Origin of the sequence: Pseudomonas sp. SWRI92 (genome assembly GCF_014268685.1) — a bacterium.
In the GTDB taxonomy this organism is placed as follows: domain Bacteria; phylum Pseudomonadota; class Gammaproteobacteria; order Pseudomonadales; family Pseudomonadaceae; genus Aquipseudomonas; species Aquipseudomonas marvdashtae.
This window is the reverse complement of the sequence record NZ_JABWQY010000003.1, coordinates 306,706-323,359: the sequence shown is the minus strand read 5'-3', so window position 1 is coordinate 323,359 and position 16,654 is coordinate 306,706. Positions and strand designations below refer to the sequence as shown.

Below are 16,654 nucleotides of genomic sequence, written 5' to 3'. Positions count from 1 at the left end.
GCGGGGCTTTTTTACGGCTATCGTATGGAGACATCCACCACAAGGAACAGGCGGACATGCGTCAGCATTCGGTCATCTACACACCGAAACCGAGCGACTATCAGGAATTGACCCGTGTCTGGGAAGCGTCGGTACGCGCCACCCATGACTTCCTGCCGGACAGTTACATCGAGCTGTTGAAGAACCTGGTGCTCACCCGCTACCTGGATGCGGTGATGCTCATCTGCACGCGAGACAAACGCCAACGCATCACCGGTTTCGCCGGGGTGGCGGCCGGCAAGGTCGAGATGCTTTTCATCGGTCCTGAACACCGCGGCCAGGGCTTGGGCAAACAGTTGCTGCGCTACGCCATGGAGCATCTGAACGCCAATCAACTGGACGTCAACGAACAGAATCCGCAGGCGCTGGGCTTTTATCTCAAGCAAGGCTTCGAAGTGGTCGGGCGCTCGCCAAGAGATGGCATGAACCAGCCCTACCCACTGCTGCACATGCGCTACAAACAGCCTGGCCTGAGGGCTGGACGCGGCTAATAGTTGCATGAGGCAAATGGACCCGCGATTAACCGGCGCCAGGCAGGTACAATGCCCACCCTCTTTTTGTTACGGCCCCCGTCATGACTGACCCGATTCGTCTCTCCAAACGCCTCATCGAACTCGTCGGCTGTTCCCGTCGGGAGGCTGAGCTGTTCATTGAGGGCGGCTGGGTCACCGTGGATGGCGAAGTGATCGATGAGCCGCAGTTCAAGGTGACGACCCAGAAGGTCGAACTCGACCCCGAGGCCAAGGCTACCGCGCCGGAGCCAGTGACACTCCTGCTGAACGCCCCGGTGGGCATGGATGTAGACACCGCGATGGCCTCCCTTGGACCGCAGAGCCTGAGCGATGAACATCGCTTCGGCAAGCGCCCGCTCAAGGGGCATTTCCTGCGCCTGACCGCCAGCGCCGACTTGCAGGCTGGGGCCAGCGGCCTGCTGGTGTTCACCCAGGACTGGAAGATCCTGCGCAAGCTCACCGCCGACGCGGCCAAGATCGAGCAGGAATACGTGGTCGAAGTGGAAGGCGAAATGGTCGCCCATGGCCTCAATCGCTTGAACCATGGCCTGACCTACAAGGGCAAGGAGCTGCCGGCCGTCAAGGCGAGCTGGCAGAACGAGAACCGCCTGCGCTTCGCCATGAAGAACCCGCAACCGGGCGTGATCGCGCTGTTTTGCCAGGCGGTCGGCCTCAAGGTCGTCGCCATCCGCCGGATCCGCATCGGCGGCGTCTCCATCGGCAAGGTGCCGCTGGGCCAGTGGCGCTACCTGTCTGCCAAAGAGAAATTCTAATTTTCCGGCGCCGCAGCGAAGCGCGGCGCCCACTGTCGATTGATCAGGACTGCACACATGATTCACAACGACGTACTGCGCAGCGTGCGCTACATGCTCGACACCAGCGACAAGAAAGTCATCGAGATCATCAAGCTGGGCGGCCTGGAGGTTTCCTTGGAAGACCTCGCCGGCTACCTCAAGAAAGACGAGGAAGAAGGCTTCGTGTTCTGCCCTGACGAGGTCATGGCGCATTTTCTCGATGGCCTGGTGATCTTCAAGCGCGGCAAGGACGAAAGCCGTCCGCCGCAGCCAATCGAAGTGCCGGTGACCAACAACATCATCCTGAAGAAACTGCGCGTCGCCTTCGAGCTGAAGGAAGACGACATGCACGCCATCCTCAAGGCTGCCGAATTCCCAGTGTCCAAGCCGGAACTGAGCGCGCTGTTTCGCAAGTTCGGCCACACCAATTACCGCCCGTGTGGCGACCAGTTGCTGCGCAACTTCCTCAAGGGCCTGACGCTACGCGTTCGCGGTTGACCCCGTTTCGATCCCAACCCATGACCTACAACGTCTCCCCCATCGGCTTCGTCCGCTCCTGTTTCAAGGAGAAGTTCGCCATCCCGCGCCAACCACAACTGGCCCCTGCCGCGCGCGGCGTGCTGGAGCTGGTGGCGCCGTTCGATCAGGGCGACGCGGTGCAGGGCCTGGAGCAGGTCAGTCATGTCTGGCTGCTGTTTCTGTTCCACCAGGCCCTGGAGGACAAGCCACGCTTGAAAGTGCGGCCGCCGCGCCTGGGCGGCAACAAATCCATGGGCGTGTTCGCCACCCGCGCCACCCATCGTCCCAATGGAATCGGCCAGTCGGTGGTGAAGTTGGATCGGATAGAAGCCGACCGGCTGTGGATCTCGGGCATTGACTTGCTGGACGGTACGCCCGTGCTGGACATCAAGCCCTACGTGCCCTATGCCGACATCATCGGCTCAGCCTCCAACGACATCGCCAGCGCTGCGCCTGGCCTGATCCCAGTGCAATGGGCGGACTCAGCCTTGCTTCAAGCCCGCGATCACGCCTTGCGCCTCGACGAGCCGTTGGTGGAGTTGGTTGAGCAATGCCTGGCGCAGGACCCCCGCCCGGCGTACCAGATTCCTACAGCCGAACGGGAATATGGCGCGCAGTTCTGGGACCTGGACGTACGCTGGCATTACCCGGAGCCCGGCGTGATTCGCGTGCTGGAAGTGGTTCCGGCGGGCAAATAAGCCTGGAAACGAAAAAGCCCGCGCGACCTTATTCAGGCGGCGCGGGCTTTTTATGGACTGCGACTTACTTTTCCACAAACGCTCGTTCGATCAAGTAATCCCCCGGCTCACGCATACGCGGCGAAACGGTCAGGCCGAAGCTGTTGAGCACTTCGCTGGTCTCGTCGAGCATGCTCGGGCTGCCGCACAGCATCGCACGGTCGTCTTGGGGGTTGATCGGTGGCAGGCCGATGTCGCGGAACAGCTTGCCGCTGCGCATCAGGTCGGTCAGGCGGCCTTCATTCTCGAACGGCTCGCGCGTCACGGTTGGGTAGTAGATCAGCTTGTCACGCAGCGCTTCGCCGAAGAATTCGTTCTGCGGCAGGTGCTCGGTGATGAACTCGCGATAGGCGACTTCATTGACGTAACGCACGCCGTGGCACAGGATCACTTTTTCGAAACGCTCGTAGGTTTCCGGATCCTGGATGACGCTCATGAAGGGCGCCAGACCGGTACCGGTGCTGAGCAGATACAAATGCTTGCCTGGCTTGAGGTCGTCCAGCACCAGCGTGCCGGTAGGCTTCTTGCTGATGATGATCTCGTCGCCTTCCTTCAGGTGCTGCAACTGGGAAGTCAGCGGGCCGTCGGGAACCTTGATGCTGAAGAATTCGAGATGCTCTTCCCAGTTCGGGCTGGCAATCGAATAAGCGCGCATAAGCGGGCGGCCGTTGGGCTGCTGCAGGCCGATCATCACGAACTGACCGTTCTCGAAGCGCAGGCCCGGATCGCGGGTGCACTTGAAGCTGAACAGAGTGTCGTTCCAGTGATGAACACTGAGGACACGCTCGTGGTTCATGTTGCTCATGTACGGGGGACTCCTGGAAATGATGCCTGCGCCGATAATCTGCGCAATTGCATCGCATTCTAATGGCGGCGACAATATCTGTTAAATGGATTATTAAGATAAGGGTTATCGGTTATATAGATATGCGATTTACTCTACGTCAACTTCAAGTCTTCGTCGCCGTCGCCCAGCAAGAGAGCGTGTCCCGTGCCGCGGGTCTGCTCAATCTTTCGCAGTCGGCTGCCAGCACCTCCATCACTGAATTGGAGCGCCAATCCAGCTGCCAACTCTTCGACCGCGCCGGCAAGCGCCTGAGCCTCAACGCCTTGGGTAAACAGCTGTTGCCACAGGCCGTGGCGTTGCTGGACCAGGCCAAGGAGATCGAAGACCTGCTCAACGGCAAGTCCGGCTTCGGCTCACTGGCGGTCGGCGCCACGCTGACGATTGGCAATTACCTGGCGACCCTGCTGATCGGCGGTTTCATGCAGCGCCATCCGGAAAGCCAGGTGAAGCTGCACGTACAAAACACTGCCAACATCGTGCACCAGGTTGCCCACTACGAAATTGATCTGGGTCTAATCGAAGGCGACTGCAGCCACCCGGACATCGAGGTGCAGAGCTGGGTCGAGGATGAGTTGGTGGTGTTCTGCGCGCCCCAGCATCCACTGGCCAAGCGCGGGCAGGCGACCATGGAGGAATTGACCCATGAGGCCTGGATCCTGCGTGAACAGGGTTCCGGCACCCGGCTGACTTTCGATCAGGCCATGCGCCACCACCGCAGCGCGTTGAACATTCGACTGGAGCTGGAGCACACCGAAGCGATAAAACGCGCCGTGGAATCCGGCCTGGGGATCGGCTGTATCTCACGCTTGGCTTTGCGTGATGCCTTTCGCCGCGGCAGCCTGGTGGCCGTGGAAACGCCGGACATGGATTTGGCGCGGCAGTTCTACTTCATCTGGCACAAGCAAAAATACCAGACCTCGGCCATGCGTGAATTTCTCGAGTTGTGCCGGGCATTTACCGCAGGGGTCCAGCGCAGCGACGAAATCGTCCTGCCGGCCATCGCCTGAGACTCAAAGCAGTACCAGGCCCCACACCAACGCAATCATCGTCAGGGCGACAAACTGTGCGGCACTGCCCATGTCCTTGGCGTTCTTCGACAGCGGGTGCAGCTCGAGGGAAATACGGTCGATCGCCGCCTCCACTGCTGAATTGAGTAGCTCGACGATCAGGGCCAGCAGGCAGACCGCGATCAACAACGCTTGTTCGACACGGCTGACATTCAGGAAGAACGACAGCGGAATCAGGATGACGTTGAGCAGGACCAGTTGGCGGAATGCGGCTTCGCCGACGAAAGCGGCACGCAGCCCGTCCAGGGAATAGCCGGAGGCATTGAGGATGCGTTTCAGGCCGGTTTGGCCTTTAAAAGATGACATAGAGTAGGCAACTGATCGAAAGGAGTGGAGAAGCTAGTGTAAACCCAGTCAAAAAAGCGTGAATTCCACGCTACGACTGCGGCGAAATTGACTCAAGTTGTTGCAACAACAACGCCGCCTGGGTTCGGGTACGCACGTTGAGTTTGCGAAAGATGGCGGTGACATGAGCCTTGATGGTCGCCTCCGACACGTTCAATTCATAAGCAATCTGCTTGTTCAACAGGCCTTCGCAGACCATGGTCAGCACTCGGAACTGCTGCGGCGTCAGACTGGCCAACCCTTCGCTGGCAGCCTTGGCTTCCGCCGACACGCTCACCGCTTCGAACGCCTGCGGCGGCCAGGACACATCGCCATCGAGGACGGCCTTTACGGCCGCCTGAATCATTTCCAGCGAACTGGATTTGGGAATGAACCCGCTGGCACCGAACTCGCGGGCCTTGACCATCACCGAAGCCTCTTCCTGAGCCGACACCATTACCACGGGGATCTGCGGATACTGTCCGCGCAATAACACCAGGCCAGAGAAGCCATACGCGCCGGGCATGTTCAGATCCAGCAGCACCAGGTCCCAGTCGGCCTTCTCAGCCAATCGAGTTTCCAGTTCCGCGATGCTGGCCACCTCCGTCAACCGGACATCCGAGCCAAGGCCCAGGGTCACTGCCTGATGCAACGCGCTGCGAAAAAGCGGGTGATCATCGGCAATCAGGATTTCGTATGTGGCCATTTTTCAAATGATCCTGTTTTTAGTGGCAGGCCCGATGCATTCGTGCCTCGCCAAACAACTCAAGACACCACCACGCAGCGGTATCCACAGGGGCACGTTCAACGCCAATCACAGCGTTTCAAACTTTTGGCCGCACCCTGGTCGGCGCCAAGCATGCCCAGCGAAGCCGGGGTGGTCAAGCAGCACGGCCACTGCTGTATCGAGTATGGGCCACTATTAGGCCAACACCTCGTGAGCCGCACGGACAAAGGGCTGCAACTCGGCATGGGCCGGGGTCGATACGTTCACCTCTTGCTGGCACTTGGCACCGAGGTAATGCTGGCTGAACACATCGAAATAGGCGTCCAGGGCCGACGCCGCGTCACTGTCTCCCGCCAACTCCAGGCACAGCGCAGCAACTTCGGCAGTGCACAGGTGCTCGCTACGGGTGGAGCGCCGCAAGCGATAGCGCGACAGCTTGTCGGGCAACAGGCTCAAGATAGGCAAACGGTCAAAATAAGGACTCTTGCGGAACATCTTCCGCGCTTCCGTCCAGGTGGCGTCCAGAAGAATGAAAAGAGGACGCTTGGAGTGATCGAGATCAACCGTATGGGTGACTCGCGACGGTTCGACGTATTCGCCAGGAAACACCAGGTACGGTTGCCATTGCGGATCGCCCAGCAGCGCCAACAGTTGCTCATCGACGTCGGTGCGCGACCAGATGAACGCATGATTGTCATGCACCACATCGGCAATCAGCCAACCGGTGTTGCTCGGTTTGAAGACTTCCTTGTTGGTCATGATCAGGCAGACCCCGGAGCGGGTCTCGACGCTCGGGCGCCAGGCGCACAAGCAATGGCTTACGATCACTCGGCATGCGCTGCAACGAGGCGCGCGCCAGCCCCGGGCCTGAATCGGCTTGATGCCTTCATCGATGCGCTGGTCGCGCAAGCGGGCTACGGCGTTAGGGGCATGGTTCATCGCGGGCAACGCCCACAGACAGGAAAACTCGACACGAACAACACTCGGCAGGGCAATGAAGACCGGCAGTCTACCAGAGCGCGCAAACCTGTACCGTCTACCCAGGCTCCCCTATAATCGCCGCCACTGAACGCACAGTCACGTGACCGGTCGAACCACCAGTTACTGAACCAGGAGAGTTTCATGCTGCGCCTTATCGTCCCTACCGTTGCCGTTTTGCTGGCGACGTCCATCAGCGCTCAGGCCGCGTCGCTGAAAGAACTCGAACTGAACAAGATGCTGCAAAACGTAGCCACGCAAAGCAGCGTCGGCACGCCGCGAGCCATCAACGAAGACATTCTCGACCAAGGGTATACCGTCGAAGGCACCGAGTTGGTCAATCACCTCAGCGTGCAAAGCAGCCATGCCCAGAAAATGCGCGCAGACCCCAAGGCCGTGTATTTCCAGCTGGGCTCCACCGTGTGTACCAATCCAGGTTTCCGCAAGCTGATGGCCAAGGGCGCAACCATGCGCTACGAGTTCACCGAGGTGAAAACCAACCGCCCGGTCGCAACCGAACGCTTCCAGGAATCGGACTGCCCGAAACCGGCCAAGACCAAGAAATAATCAACCCGAGCGAGCGCGCCGTTGTTCATCGTCGGCGCGCAACTCCGCCACCAGCGCCTGCAAAGCGCGAGCGCCATTCCTTGCCCTCCAATCGGTAGCAATACTCCTCTTCAAGACTCATCCGGTCGGTGACCTGACCAGCGGTTGAGCATTCGTCAGTTGCAAACCTTTACTTTCGAACGTCATGATCGAGAAAGCGAAGATCGACACAAGGGACTAGATTCAAAGTATCGCCTTATGACGGGCAGAACGAGGCTGCCCTCACCGATGCCGACGTGTGTTTTTTTTTCATCCAAGGGAAGAAAACAGAATCTGCTGGATGGCTTGCTCGCCTTGCTGCACATCGCGCCTAGCCAGTTTGATGCCCGGGCACAGGCCCGGACTGACAACGACACAGGACGTGTCGTGGCCCTGGCGAATCTCTCGTTCGGGCCGGGGGTTCTGTTCAGAAGGAGACACTGAATGCCGTACAAACCGAATGACCTGCTCAGTCGTCATTTTGAAAACCATGGCCACGACCTCACCCGCAAGGTCGAAGAGCAACTCAACCTGGTATCACCCAACAGCCCTAACCTGCCCATTTATCGAGACATGATCCTGACCGTGCTGCGCATGGCCCAGGAAGATCACAATCGCTGGAACGCCAAGATCACGCTCCAGGCGTTGCGCGAGTTGGAACATGCGTTTCGCACGCTCGAACAATTCAAGGGTCGGCGCAAAGTCACGGTCTTCGGCTCGGCCCGGACTCCCATCGAACATCCGCTGTATGGCTTGGCACGGGAGCTGGGCGCGGCGCTCGCTCGGTCAGACATGATGGTCATCACCGGCGCGGGCGGCGGCATCATGGCTGCAGCCCATGAAGGTGCGGGGCGTGAACACAGCCTGGGATTCAACATTACCCTGCCTTTCGAACAGCACGCGAACCCCACCGTGGAGGGTACGCAGAACCTGCTGCCGTTCCACTTCTTCTTTACTCGCAAGCTGTTTTTCGTCAAGGAAGCCGATGCCCTGGTGCTCTGCCCAGGCGGGTTTGGCACCCTTGACGAGGCCCTGGAAGTGTTGACGCTGGTGCAGACGGGTAAAAGCCCGTTGGTACCGGTGGTGCTGCTGGACGCTCCCGGGGGAAAGTTCTGGCAAGGCGCCTTGGATTTCATCCGCGAACAGCTCGAGGAAAACCGCTACATCCTGCCGACCGACATGAAGCTGATGCGCCTGGTGCACAATGCCGAGGACGCCGTGGAGGAAATCAACCAGTTCTACCGCAACTTCCACTCCAGCCGTTGGCTCAAGCATCAGTTCGTGATCCGTATGCACCACCCGCTCAACGAACAAGCGTTGCAGCGGATGCAGGCTGATTTTGCCGATCTGTGCCTGAACGACTGTTTCCACCAGCACGCCTACAGCGGCGAGGAGCCGGAGGAAGCCCCGTTCAGCCATCTGACCCGACTGGCATTTACCTTCAACGCCCGTGATCACGGCCGGTTAAGAGAGCTGGTGGATTATATCAACCTGTCAGAAAACTGGGCCCAGCCCGCCACCGAGGTCCACCCCCTTACCTGGGATCCGATCAAGGTTTCCTAAACCCCATAAAAAAAACGGCCCGCTATCGAGATAGCGGGCCGTTTGTTTAGTCATCCAGGCTGCGACCGCTGAACAAGCGATTGATCATTTCCATGGAGTATCCTCGATACGCCAGGAAACGCCCTTGCTTGGCTCGCTCCCGTGCATCAATGGGCAGATGCCCTGAAAACTTGCGCCGCCAGGTGTCCGTCAGTTGTTCTTGCCAGTCGATACCGCTTTCGCGCAAGGCGAGTTCGATATCCGGACGTTGTAAGCCGCGTTGGCCAAGTTCCTCGCGAATCCGCATCGGACCGTAACCGGACCGGGCGCGGTAAGAGACAAAGCTTTCGAGGTAACGCGATTCCGACAGCAGACCCTCTTCCGTCAAACGGTCGAGGGCCGTGTCGATCAACTCGTCGGGGGCGCCGCGCTGACGTAATTTACGCGTCAGCTCAACTCGACCGTGCTCACGTCTGGCGAGCAGGTCCATTGCGGTTCGCCGCACCGCGACGAGGGTATCGAGTACGGCGGTCATCGGATCGATCAGATGTCAGCGTCAGCCAGATTCTCTGCAGTTTCCCGATTAGCCACGGACTTGACGTCGGCAACCGGGCTCAACAGCTTGTCACGCAACTGCTTCTCAAGGGCAGCGGCAACTTCCGGATTATCCGCCAGGAACTTGGCCGAGTTGGCCTTGCCCTGGCCGATCTTGGTGCCGTTGTAGGCATACCAGGCGCCGGATTTCTCGACGAAGCCATGCAGCACACCCAAGTCGATCATCTCGCCGTTGAGGTAGATGCCCTTGCCGTAGAGGATCTGGAATTCAGCCTGACGGAACGGCGATGCCACCTTGTTCTTCACCACTTTGACGCGGGTTTCGCTGCCGACAACCTCATCACCTTCTTTCACCGCGCCAGTACGGCGGATGTCCAGGCGAACCGAGGCGTAGAACTTCAGTGCGTTACCGCCGGTGGTCGTTTCAGGGCTACCGAACATCACGCCGATCTTCATGCGGATCTGGTTGATGAAGATCACCAGGCAGTTGGCGTTCTTGATGTTACCGGTGATCTTGCGCAGGGCCTGGGACATCAGGCGAGCCTGGAGGCCCACGTGCATGTCGCCCATTTCACCTTCGATTTCAGCTTTCGGTACCAGTGCCGCCACGGAGTCGACGATGATCACGTCAACTGCGTTGGAGCGCACCAGCATGTCGGTGATTTCCAGGGCTTGCTCACCGGTGTCCGGCTGGGAAACCAGCAGGTCGTCGACGTTGACGCCCAGCTTGCCGGCGTATTCCGGGTCCAGGGCGTGTTCGGCGTCGACGAAGGCGCAGGTCGCGCCGGCTTTTTGAGCCTGGGCGATCACGGACAGGGTCAGCGTGGTTTTACCGGAGGATTCAGGACCGTAGATTTCAACGATACGACCTTTTGGCAAGCCGCCGATGCCAAGCGCGATGTCCAGGCCCAGGGAGCCGGTGGAGATGGAAGGAATAGCCTGGCGGTCCTGATCGCCCATACGCATTACGGCACCCTTGCCGAATTGACGTTCGATCTGACCCAAGGCCGCAGCCAAGGCTTTCTTCTTGTTGTCGTCCATTAAAGTCCTCACGTAATCAATAAGGCCTGACGGCCAACACCTGTATAAGTAGCCAGTATTATTCCACAGCGATTGAGGATCGCCTACCCCTGATTTGAGATTTCTGCGGCGGCATGTTGTAACAGCCCGTCTAGGGCGGCCTTCACCGTTTGTCGGCGGACCTCGTCGCGGTTGCCTGGAAAGAATCGCTGCTCGCTGAACAGCGCCTCGCCAACGCCCCAGGCGAGCCATACGGTGCCCACCGGCTTGCTCGGCGAGCCCCCGTCTGGCCCGGCCACGCCGCTGACCGCCACGGAAAAACGCGCCAGGCTTTTCTGCTGGGCACCCCGCGCCATGGCTTCCACCACCTCGCGGCTGACCGCGCCGACCTTCTCGAACAGCCCGTCGGGCACGCCCAATTGCTGGGTTTTCTGACGATTGGAATAGGTGACAAACCCTGCCTCGAACCAGGCCGAACTCCCCGGGATCCGAGTGATCGCCTCGGCAATCCCACCACCGGTGCAGGACTCGGCGGTGGTGACATGGGCATTGAGCAGCTGCAGGCGCCTGCCCAATTCAGCGGCCAGTTCGGTAATGTCGTCCATGAAGCTCTCCTGATTCGAAGCGATTGGGGCCTACCGTACACGACCATCCGAAGCATGCAAGGCTCGGCAGATCACCGGCCCAGCGCCCTGACGTAAGCCTGGCAAGCCTGCAGCGCAATCAGTCCACGGTCACCCGCGTCGGTGATGGCGATAATTCGTTGAGCATGCGCCGGGTCAAGTCGGGCGCGTGGGGCACCATGATCCATGCCGCTGGCGCCGGGGGCGGCAGGCACTGCACAGCCGGCGGCAACATCGTCGGCGTCGAGGAGGACTGACAGCCGGACATCGGCAGTAGCAAGGCGATCGCGCAAGCGATCCTGGTCACGTTGGGCATCGCTCAAGGCTCGGTAGTGGATTTGCTCGCTGGCGGAAAGTTGCTGTTCGAGGGCGAGGCGTCTTTCTGTTTCTCTTTGCTGCGAGGCGGCCGCTGCAACGCTCATCTTTCTCAGGGTTTCAGCGTGGGAATTGGCCAGCTCGGCCAACGTCTTGCCGTAACGCCAATCCTGGATTTTCCAGGTCACGCTGGTCGTCAGCAGCAAAAAAACCACGGCGGTGAGAGGCAGAAACCTCAGCAGGGCCGGGTTCATTCCAGCACCCGCAGCGCTCGCCCATATAAAACCTGGCGGTCCGCGGCGCCGTTCTGGCCGCCGTTGATTCGCCGGGTGATCGCGTCGAAATCGCCGGCGTCCGCGAGAGGATTAAGCCCCCGTGAGGCCCAGAACCACGCAGCCGAAAGCGCGGCCCACTGGGGTTGCTCCAGCAGCGCCGGTTCCGCGACCAGATCAAGGCCCAGCGCCTCACCGCAAGCCTGGTAGTTCGCCCGACCGGTAATCTGGATCAGCCCACGCCCCCGGTACCTTTGACCGTCACCGTCCGCTTCAGGCGTATTACCCAGGCACGAAGCCAGCCGACCGGTGTCATACTTTGATAAATAAACATCGTTGCCCAGCTCCCGTAGATAACGTAGCTGGCCGGACTCATGGCCGACCTGGGCGATAAACGCGGCGACACGCTTGAGGCCGATAATCTGGTAACGGCCCATGGCGATGTTCAGGACAGGTGCAAAAACGCCGGCACTGGCGCCGGCGTTTGGAAGAATACGCAGCAGTTGGGCTTGCGTGATGGGCATGGCGATTTCCTTAACGAGGTTGAAGGGCATCGTCGATCATTTGAATAACAAAATGGGACGTACATGAGCAGGGCGAAAAATCTGGGCAAAGCGCTCATCGCAGAAACAGCTGCATCTTTTAAACAGACCAGTTTCAGTGAATGCAAGAACATAAAAAGTGGCCCGGTTTTTATCATCGCCTCAGGCAACTCGGCGAGAGGCTTCGCGATAGAAGAGTTTTCAACCGTGCCGATGATTACCATGAACGGCGCTATATCCATGTTCAGCCAAGCCGGCACCAAGCCCTTTTTCTACATATGCTCGGATACCAACTTCCCGCTTCAACAGCCGGAACTCTTCGCAACCGCAATGCAAATCAGTGAAAACGTTGCGTTGTGGGAGGAACAGTTCGACATCGTCCAAACCAAGCCCAACGGGAACGCCTTCGGCTTGAAAAAGGCCCCCAGGGCCTCGATGTTTACAACGTTATTCAACCCGCAGGAATCGCTTGTCAGGGACAGTTTTCTCTTGAGCAAGCGAAGCAAGGACATTGGCTTCAGCAAAGACATGTCCCTTGGCTGCTTCGATGCTCGAACGGTCATGTATCTCGCCCTACAAACTGCCTACCATCTGGGTTTCAACAAGGTTTTCCTAGTCGGCTTCGACTTGAATCAGGCGGCTGGCCGATTCTATGAAACATCGGAAAGCAAACGCTCGCCTTGCGGACTGGACCAGCATTACGGCACCCGGATTCTGCCTTCCTTGAAACTGATGTCCGAGCACATCGTCAGCGACGACTTTCAGGTCTATAACTTGTCCGCGGATTCCAAGGTTCCGGGACATATTATTGAGAAGATCAGCCTTGATGACGCGCGACGGATGCTTAATAGGTGAACGCCGCCAAGCCGGCACTTGATTACTCCAGACACCGCGAGCAGTTCGTTTTAGCTGGATCGACGTGCACTGGTAACAAATGTCAGCCCCTCGCATCCAGACAAGTCGCCTCGATCTTGCAGCGGTAGCTTTTTTCCCGGTCGCCGCTGGCGGTGACCTTGTCGATCGACCAGCGGCCGCGCATGAAATCCGGCCAGGTTGGGTCAAGCAGCACGATGCCTTCTGCGGATAACGCCGGATTGCCAGGGCATTCAATGGTGACCTTGAGCGCTTCGCGCATCATCCGGCGTACCTCCCCTTCAGCGGCGGCGCGGGCATCGTCTGCGCTTTGGAAGCGCTGACGCAGCGTCTTGAATGGCGCGATACCGCTTTCTTCGACACGCGCCGTGCCCGCCACCGCATCCCACCAGGTCGTCTTGCAGCCCTGGTATTTCGCCCGGGCCGCTTCATCAAGAACCGCAGAGATAAAGGCTTGGTCACCTGGACGATTGTTCGTCGTCACCGACAGCTTTGTGTCCGGAAGGATTTTGCCCGATAACGATTTCGCCTGGCCGCGACGTGCCAGCACATACAACTCGTTGATCGGCTTGGCGACCGCGTCGTAACGATGGGCCAGCCGAGTCAGGAATCCCATGTCGGTTTCGTTGGACTGGTCGATGTGCTCGATCTTGATCAGCGACAACTCGGGGGCGACGCGAGGGGAAAATCCGTGCCTCGAGGTCAATTGACGAAACAACGTCCCCAGAGTCGTCGGGCCGTGACTGACAGATCGGCGCTGCTTGAAACCGGTCTGATCCGACGCGCTGAACGGCGCCGCCGTCGCCACCAATGTCAGGCGCAGGGGAAACAATGTCGGTGTGCGCCGGGTCACGACGAACTCACCTTTATCCAAGAGCCCGGACTCTTGGTAACCGACCCGCAAGCCGATTTTTCCCTCAAGGCTGGGCAGTCCCTCGAGCCCTTCCAGGCTGAGCGTGAGCGTCAGTTGATCGGACTCGATACCCGCCGCATCGATGTGCGTCCAACTGAGCAATCGCTGGTTGAGCAGCGCGGCGTTCGCGCCATAAATTTCTACCGCAGGTGTAAAACCCAATGACATGTCGCCTCCTTAATCCCAGGCCGAAACCGATGGGGTTGCAACCGGTTTGAGCTCCACTTCCGGCAGGACGACCCACACGCCCGCAGGCAATATCGGGCCCCATTCCGCCAGCCCCGGATTCAGCCGCCAGAGCGCTTCTTCGGCGGCGTCATCACAACGTCCGAGCTCGCGATACAACAACAGATTCACCGAGTCGCCGGCGATGCTTCGAGCCCTACGCATTGGCGAACTCCGTCAATTCAATCACCCAGCCAACCACCATCGCGGTGCCGTCGTCGATGATCTCGGTCTGGGTTTCCGAGACCTTGTTGATTTGCCACAAGCCCCAGTTGCGGCCGATGCCGTCCACCAGTGGCAAAGGGATGCGCAGCGCTTGCAATGCACGCAGCTCATCGAGTCGATCCATGGCGGTCGCGTACATGGACTTGCCGGTAATCGTCAGCCCTTGCAGGCCTTGGCCGACCTGGCTGGACTTGGGTTTGCTGGTGAGGATGTCGATGCTTTTCCAGCCACCGTCCGAGGTACGAACCAGGGAGTGGTAGGCGAAATTGCGAGACAGCCCGAAAATGAAACTGCCCAACGCCATTTGCTGACGCATCAGGTCACTCCGTCAGTCAGGGCCGCATCACTGCGCATGGCAAGTGAATTAGGCATGAGTCGGAATTGGCTGGTGATTTGTTGCACCACCAGGTTCGCCAATTGAGCGGCGCTGGCCTGGTCTTGGCCATTGATGTAGATGTTCGCGGTCAGGGCGTTTTGCTGGGTGGCGGCCTGGGCTTGGGGCAGCCCTCTCGTGGTTTGATCAGCCGGGGGGAGTTTGTCGACGGGCGAGGCGAGCTTCTCGCCCAGCCAGGAACCCGACTCACCGCCGATCCAGCTTCCCGCCAGACCGCCGACAATCGCGCCGAGGGCTCCACCTATGGCGGTGCCGATACCCGGACCGAAAAAGGTGCCGATCGTGGCGCCCGCAGTTGCACCTGCCGAAGCTCCGGCCCAGCCGCCGCCTGCAGCTCCCAGGCCTGCGCCAATCATCTGGACGTCGCCGTTAACTGCGCCTTCGACCAACAGGGGGACGGCGCCGAGAACAGGCGCTCCGGGCATGAAGCGCAACGAGCGCGCTGAAGTATTCATGCCTCGCAGGGAACGACCGACGCTCCCGCCAACCTCGGCTTTCGCAGCGCTCGCGGGCTCCAATATCCGCTTGGCCGCTCGATTGCTCAGCTCATCGGTGATGGCTTTAAGCAGCGCGCCTACCAGCGGTTTGAGCGCCGCACCGACCAGTACAATGGCAGCGGTGGCTTTGGGTGAAGTTTCGGCCAACTCGCTCATGCCGTCGTTAAGCGAACCGAGCCATTGCAACGAGCTGTCCATGACAGGCGCCACGGCATTGCCAGCGGCCAACGACAGCCGTTCGTTGCTGGCGTTAAAGACGTTCAACCGGCCTTGCAGGGTATTCGATAGCGCCAGCGCGTCCTGCTTCACCGAGCCGTCATTGCCCAGTTGTGAAGTGGCGTATTGGCCTGGAGCTTTCACCTGCCAGAAGGCTGCATTCACATCGTCCAGTTTCTGCGCCATGCGCAGCACCGCCTCATTCCCGGTGCCAAACAGCGAAGAAGCAAGGTTCGCGCGTTTGTCGGCCGGCTGCGCGTTCAACGCTGCAAGCACGGACATCACCGTCCCCGGCGCGGCATCCTTGTCGCGCAGGCCGCTCGCCACCTCTTTGGAATCCAGCCCCAGTCGCTTCCAGGCCGCTTGTTCGGTCGCGGAGACTTGATTGCCCTTGCCCAGCGCAGTCGTAAAACTATCAAGCGCCGCGCCAGCTTCAGCTTGTTGCGTACCGGTATTGAGAATCGCCGCTGTCAACGCCGCGGCTTGCTCTGGCTGCAGGCCTACCGAAGTCGCCGCCGCACCGTCACGTTGCAACACGGTGCCGATATCACTCGCTTTTGCACCACCGCTAATCTTGCCTAGGTGGTTGGTCGCGTCCGCCAGATCGAACGCTTTCCCTGCGCTGAGCTTCATGGAATTACGCCAGCCAAGCAGCATCTCGGCGGCGTCCATGGCCGACATTCTGAACGTCGAGGCGGTCACGCCCGCATCACTGGCAAACCGCAACAGTGCCAATTGCCGGTCCGAGGCATTGGGCAGTTCACTGCCAATTCCATTCCTGGCGGCCAGGCTTTGCATCCTCACCAGCTCAACCGCCGTGGTTCCGCCGGCCGCCACCAATGGCGCGCTGGCAATACGCTGGGTTGGCTCAGCCATCTCGGCAATCTGGCGAGGCGTGAATTGGCCGGCCTGTTTGAGGTCGGCCATGGCCGAATCCATTTCAATCGCGGGTTTCAACAGCGCCGGCGGTTCGATACCGCGCCCCGCCTTACCTTTAGGATCATTGGCCGATTCACCTTTGGCGCCAGCGCCCATCGTCTGGAAGAAGGCGCGCTGCACCGAGAGTTTCAAGGTCAGCGACTCGACCGCCGTGGTCAGAAGGCCGAGCTTGAGCCCGAGGTTTTCCAGCGCCAGGTTGAATCCTGGCAGCCGATCGCCGGCGGAAATAATCAAATTGCTCGTGGGGCTGGCATTTGGAGCCGCTAACCCACTCTTATCGAAGGCTGCGTATCTGAGGGAATATCTATCGTCCGCCATTGGGCGCTACTCCTGTTTCACGCCAAGGCGAGTGATCGCGATGTCGTATCGGCGCA

Annotated in this window: 21 protein-coding genes; 8 read left to right on the top strand and 13 right to left on the bottom strand. The window is 59.6% G+C overall.

The window, feature by feature from the left end:
• Positions 1 to 56: 56 nt before the first annotated feature.
• From HU762_RS08070 to tsaA, 4 genes are all read left to right on the top strand, one after another.
• Entirely contained in the window at positions 57 to 530 is a 474-nt protein-coding gene (locus HU762_RS08070; protein ID WP_186635146.1) for a GNAT family N-acetyltransferase, read from the top strand.
• Between the two features lie 83 nt (positions 531 to 613).
• On the top strand, positions 614 to 1,324 hold the full coding sequence (locus HU762_RS08065) for an rRNA pseudouridine synthase (protein ID WP_186635142.1): 711 nt from the start codon (positions 614 to 616) through the stop codon (positions 1,322 to 1,324).
• A 57-nt stretch (positions 1,325 to 1,381) separates the two neighbouring features.
• The gene (locus HU762_RS08060; protein ID WP_186635139.1) at positions 1,382 to 1,843 is read left to right on the top strand and encodes a DUF1456 family protein; all 462 of its coding nucleotides are present in this window, start codon (positions 1,382 to 1,384) and stop codon (positions 1,841 to 1,843) included.
• 20 nt (positions 1,844 to 1,863) lie between these two features.
• Entirely contained in the window at positions 1,864 to 2,562 is a 699-nt protein-coding gene (tsaA, locus tag HU762_RS08055; protein WP_186635137.1) for a tRNA (N6-threonylcarbamoyladenosine(37)-N6)-methyltransferase TrmO, read from the top strand.
• Positions 2,563 to 2,626: 64 nt separating this feature from the next.
• Here tsaA and fpr read toward each other — a convergent pair whose 3' ends face one another.
• Complete coding sequence (gene fpr, locus HU762_RS08050; protein WP_003184787.1) at positions 2,627 to 3,406, bottom strand: ferredoxin-NADP reductase; 780 nt, start codon at positions 3,404 to 3,406, stop codon at positions 2,627 to 2,629.
• 122 nt (positions 3,407 to 3,528) lie between these two features.
• Between fpr and HU762_RS08045 the strand changes: the two genes are divergently transcribed.
• Positions 3,529 to 4,455 carry a LysR family transcriptional regulator gene (locus HU762_RS08045; protein ID WP_053214485.1) on the top strand — a complete coding sequence of 309 codons (927 nt, stop codon included), beginning with the start codon at positions 3,529 to 3,531 and terminating at the stop codon, positions 4,453 to 4,455.
• Positions 4,456 to 4,458: 3 nt separating this feature from the next.
• Here HU762_RS08045 and HU762_RS08040 read toward each other — a convergent pair whose 3' ends face one another.
• From HU762_RS08040 to HU762_RS08030, 3 genes are all read right to left on the bottom strand, one after another.
• Positions 4,459 to 4,821, bottom strand: coding sequence for a diacylglycerol kinase (locus HU762_RS08040; RefSeq protein WP_186635134.1), 363 nt, complete (start codon positions 4,819 to 4,821; stop codon positions 4,459 to 4,461).
• Positions 4,822 to 4,891: 70 nt separating this feature from the next.
• Positions 4,892 to 5,545: a response regulator transcription factor ErdR gene (gene erdR / locus HU762_RS08035; protein WP_186635131.1), complete on the bottom strand. Its 654-nt coding sequence runs from the start codon at positions 5,543 to 5,545 to the stop codon at positions 4,892 to 4,894.
• Positions 5,546 to 5,761: 216 nt separating this feature from the next.
• Positions 5,762 to 6,505: a tRNA-uridine aminocarboxypropyltransferase gene (locus tag HU762_RS08030; RefSeq protein WP_186635128.1), complete on the bottom strand. Its 744-nt coding sequence runs from the start codon at positions 6,503 to 6,505 to the stop codon at positions 5,762 to 5,764.
• Between the two features lie 183 nt (positions 6,506 to 6,688).
• Here HU762_RS08030 and HU762_RS08025 point away from each other — a divergent pair, with 183 nt between their 5' ends.
• Together HU762_RS08025 and HU762_RS08020 are read left to right on the top strand one after the other, a co-directional pair.
• Positions 6,689 to 7,111, top strand: a complete 423-nt coding sequence (locus HU762_RS08025; protein ID WP_186611243.1) for a quorum-sensing-regulated virulence factor family protein — start codon at positions 6,689 to 6,691, stop codon at positions 7,109 to 7,111.
• Positions 7,112 to 7,573: 462 nt separating this feature from the next.
• A complete protein-coding gene (locus tag HU762_RS08020; protein ID WP_186635125.1) occupies positions 7,574 to 8,692 on the top strand; it encodes a TIGR00730 family Rossman fold protein in 1,119 nt (372 codons plus the stop codon).
• Positions 8,693 to 8,738: 46 nt separating this feature from the next.
• Here the strand turns inward: HU762_RS08020 and recX are convergent, their stop codons facing one another.
• The 5 genes from recX to HU762_RS07995 form a co-directional block, all read right to left on the bottom strand.
• Entirely contained in the window at positions 8,739 to 9,206 is a 468-nt protein-coding gene (gene recX, locus HU762_RS08015) for a recombination regulator RecX (protein ID WP_186611241.1), read from the bottom strand.
• Between the two features lie 8 nt (positions 9,207 to 9,214).
• Positions 9,215 to 10,267: a recombinase RecA gene (gene recA / locus HU762_RS08010; protein ID WP_186635122.1), complete on the bottom strand. Its 1,053-nt coding sequence runs from the start codon at positions 10,265 to 10,267 to the stop codon at positions 9,215 to 9,217.
• An 83-nt stretch (positions 10,268 to 10,350) separates the two neighbouring features.
• Positions 10,351 to 10,851, bottom strand: a complete 501-nt coding sequence (locus HU762_RS08005; protein WP_186635119.1) for a CinA family protein — start codon at positions 10,849 to 10,851, stop codon at positions 10,351 to 10,353.
• 71 nt (positions 10,852 to 10,922) lie between these two features.
• Positions 10,923 to 11,438 (bottom strand): lysis system i-spanin subunit Rz, encoded by a 516-nt coding sequence (locus HU762_RS08000; RefSeq protein WP_186635117.1) that lies wholly within the window; start codon positions 11,436 to 11,438, stop codon positions 10,923 to 10,925.
• Positions 11,435 to 11,980 (bottom strand): glycoside hydrolase family 19 protein, encoded by a 546-nt coding sequence (locus tag HU762_RS07995; protein ID WP_186635113.1) that lies wholly within the window; start codon positions 11,978 to 11,980, stop codon positions 11,435 to 11,437. Before HU762_RS07995 ends, HU762_RS08000 begins: the two co-directional genes overlap by 4 nt.
• Positions 11,981 to 12,043: 63 nt before the next feature.
• Here HU762_RS07995 and HU762_RS07990 point away from each other — a divergent pair, with 63 nt between their 5' ends.
• Complete coding sequence (locus HU762_RS07990; RefSeq protein WP_238340367.1) at positions 12,044 to 12,853, top strand: lipopolysaccharide biosynthesis protein; 810 nt, start codon at positions 12,044 to 12,046, stop codon at positions 12,851 to 12,853.
• 82 nt (positions 12,854 to 12,935) lie between these two features.
• Here the strand turns inward: HU762_RS07990 and HU762_RS07985 are convergent, their stop codons facing one another.
• The 4 genes from HU762_RS07985 to HU762_RS07970 are packed head-to-tail and all read right to left on the bottom strand — an operon-like array spanning position 12,936 to position 16,514.
• The gene (locus HU762_RS07985; RefSeq protein ID WP_186635110.1) at positions 12,936 to 13,952 is read right to left on the bottom strand and encodes a contractile injection system protein, VgrG/Pvc8 family; all 1,017 of its coding nucleotides are present in this window, start codon (positions 13,950 to 13,952) and stop codon (positions 12,936 to 12,938) included.
• Positions 13,953 to 13,961: 9 nt separating this feature from the next.
• Entirely contained in the window at positions 13,962 to 14,174 is a 213-nt protein-coding gene (locus tag HU762_RS07980; RefSeq protein WP_186635107.1) for a tail protein X, read from the bottom strand.
• Positions 14,167 to 14,550: a phage tail protein gene (locus HU762_RS07975; RefSeq protein ID WP_186635104.1), complete on the bottom strand. Its 384-nt coding sequence runs from the start codon at positions 14,548 to 14,550 to the stop codon at positions 14,167 to 14,169. The genes HU762_RS07980 and HU762_RS07975 overlap by 8 nt, the downstream gene beginning before the upstream one ends.
• Positions 14,550 to 16,514: a phage tail tape measure protein gene (locus HU762_RS07970; RefSeq protein ID WP_346656846.1), complete on the bottom strand. Its 1,965-nt coding sequence runs from the start codon at positions 16,512 to 16,514 to the stop codon at positions 14,550 to 14,552. Before HU762_RS07970 ends, HU762_RS07975 begins: the two co-directional genes overlap by 1 nt.
• Positions 16,515 to 16,654 lie beyond the last annotated feature (140 nt).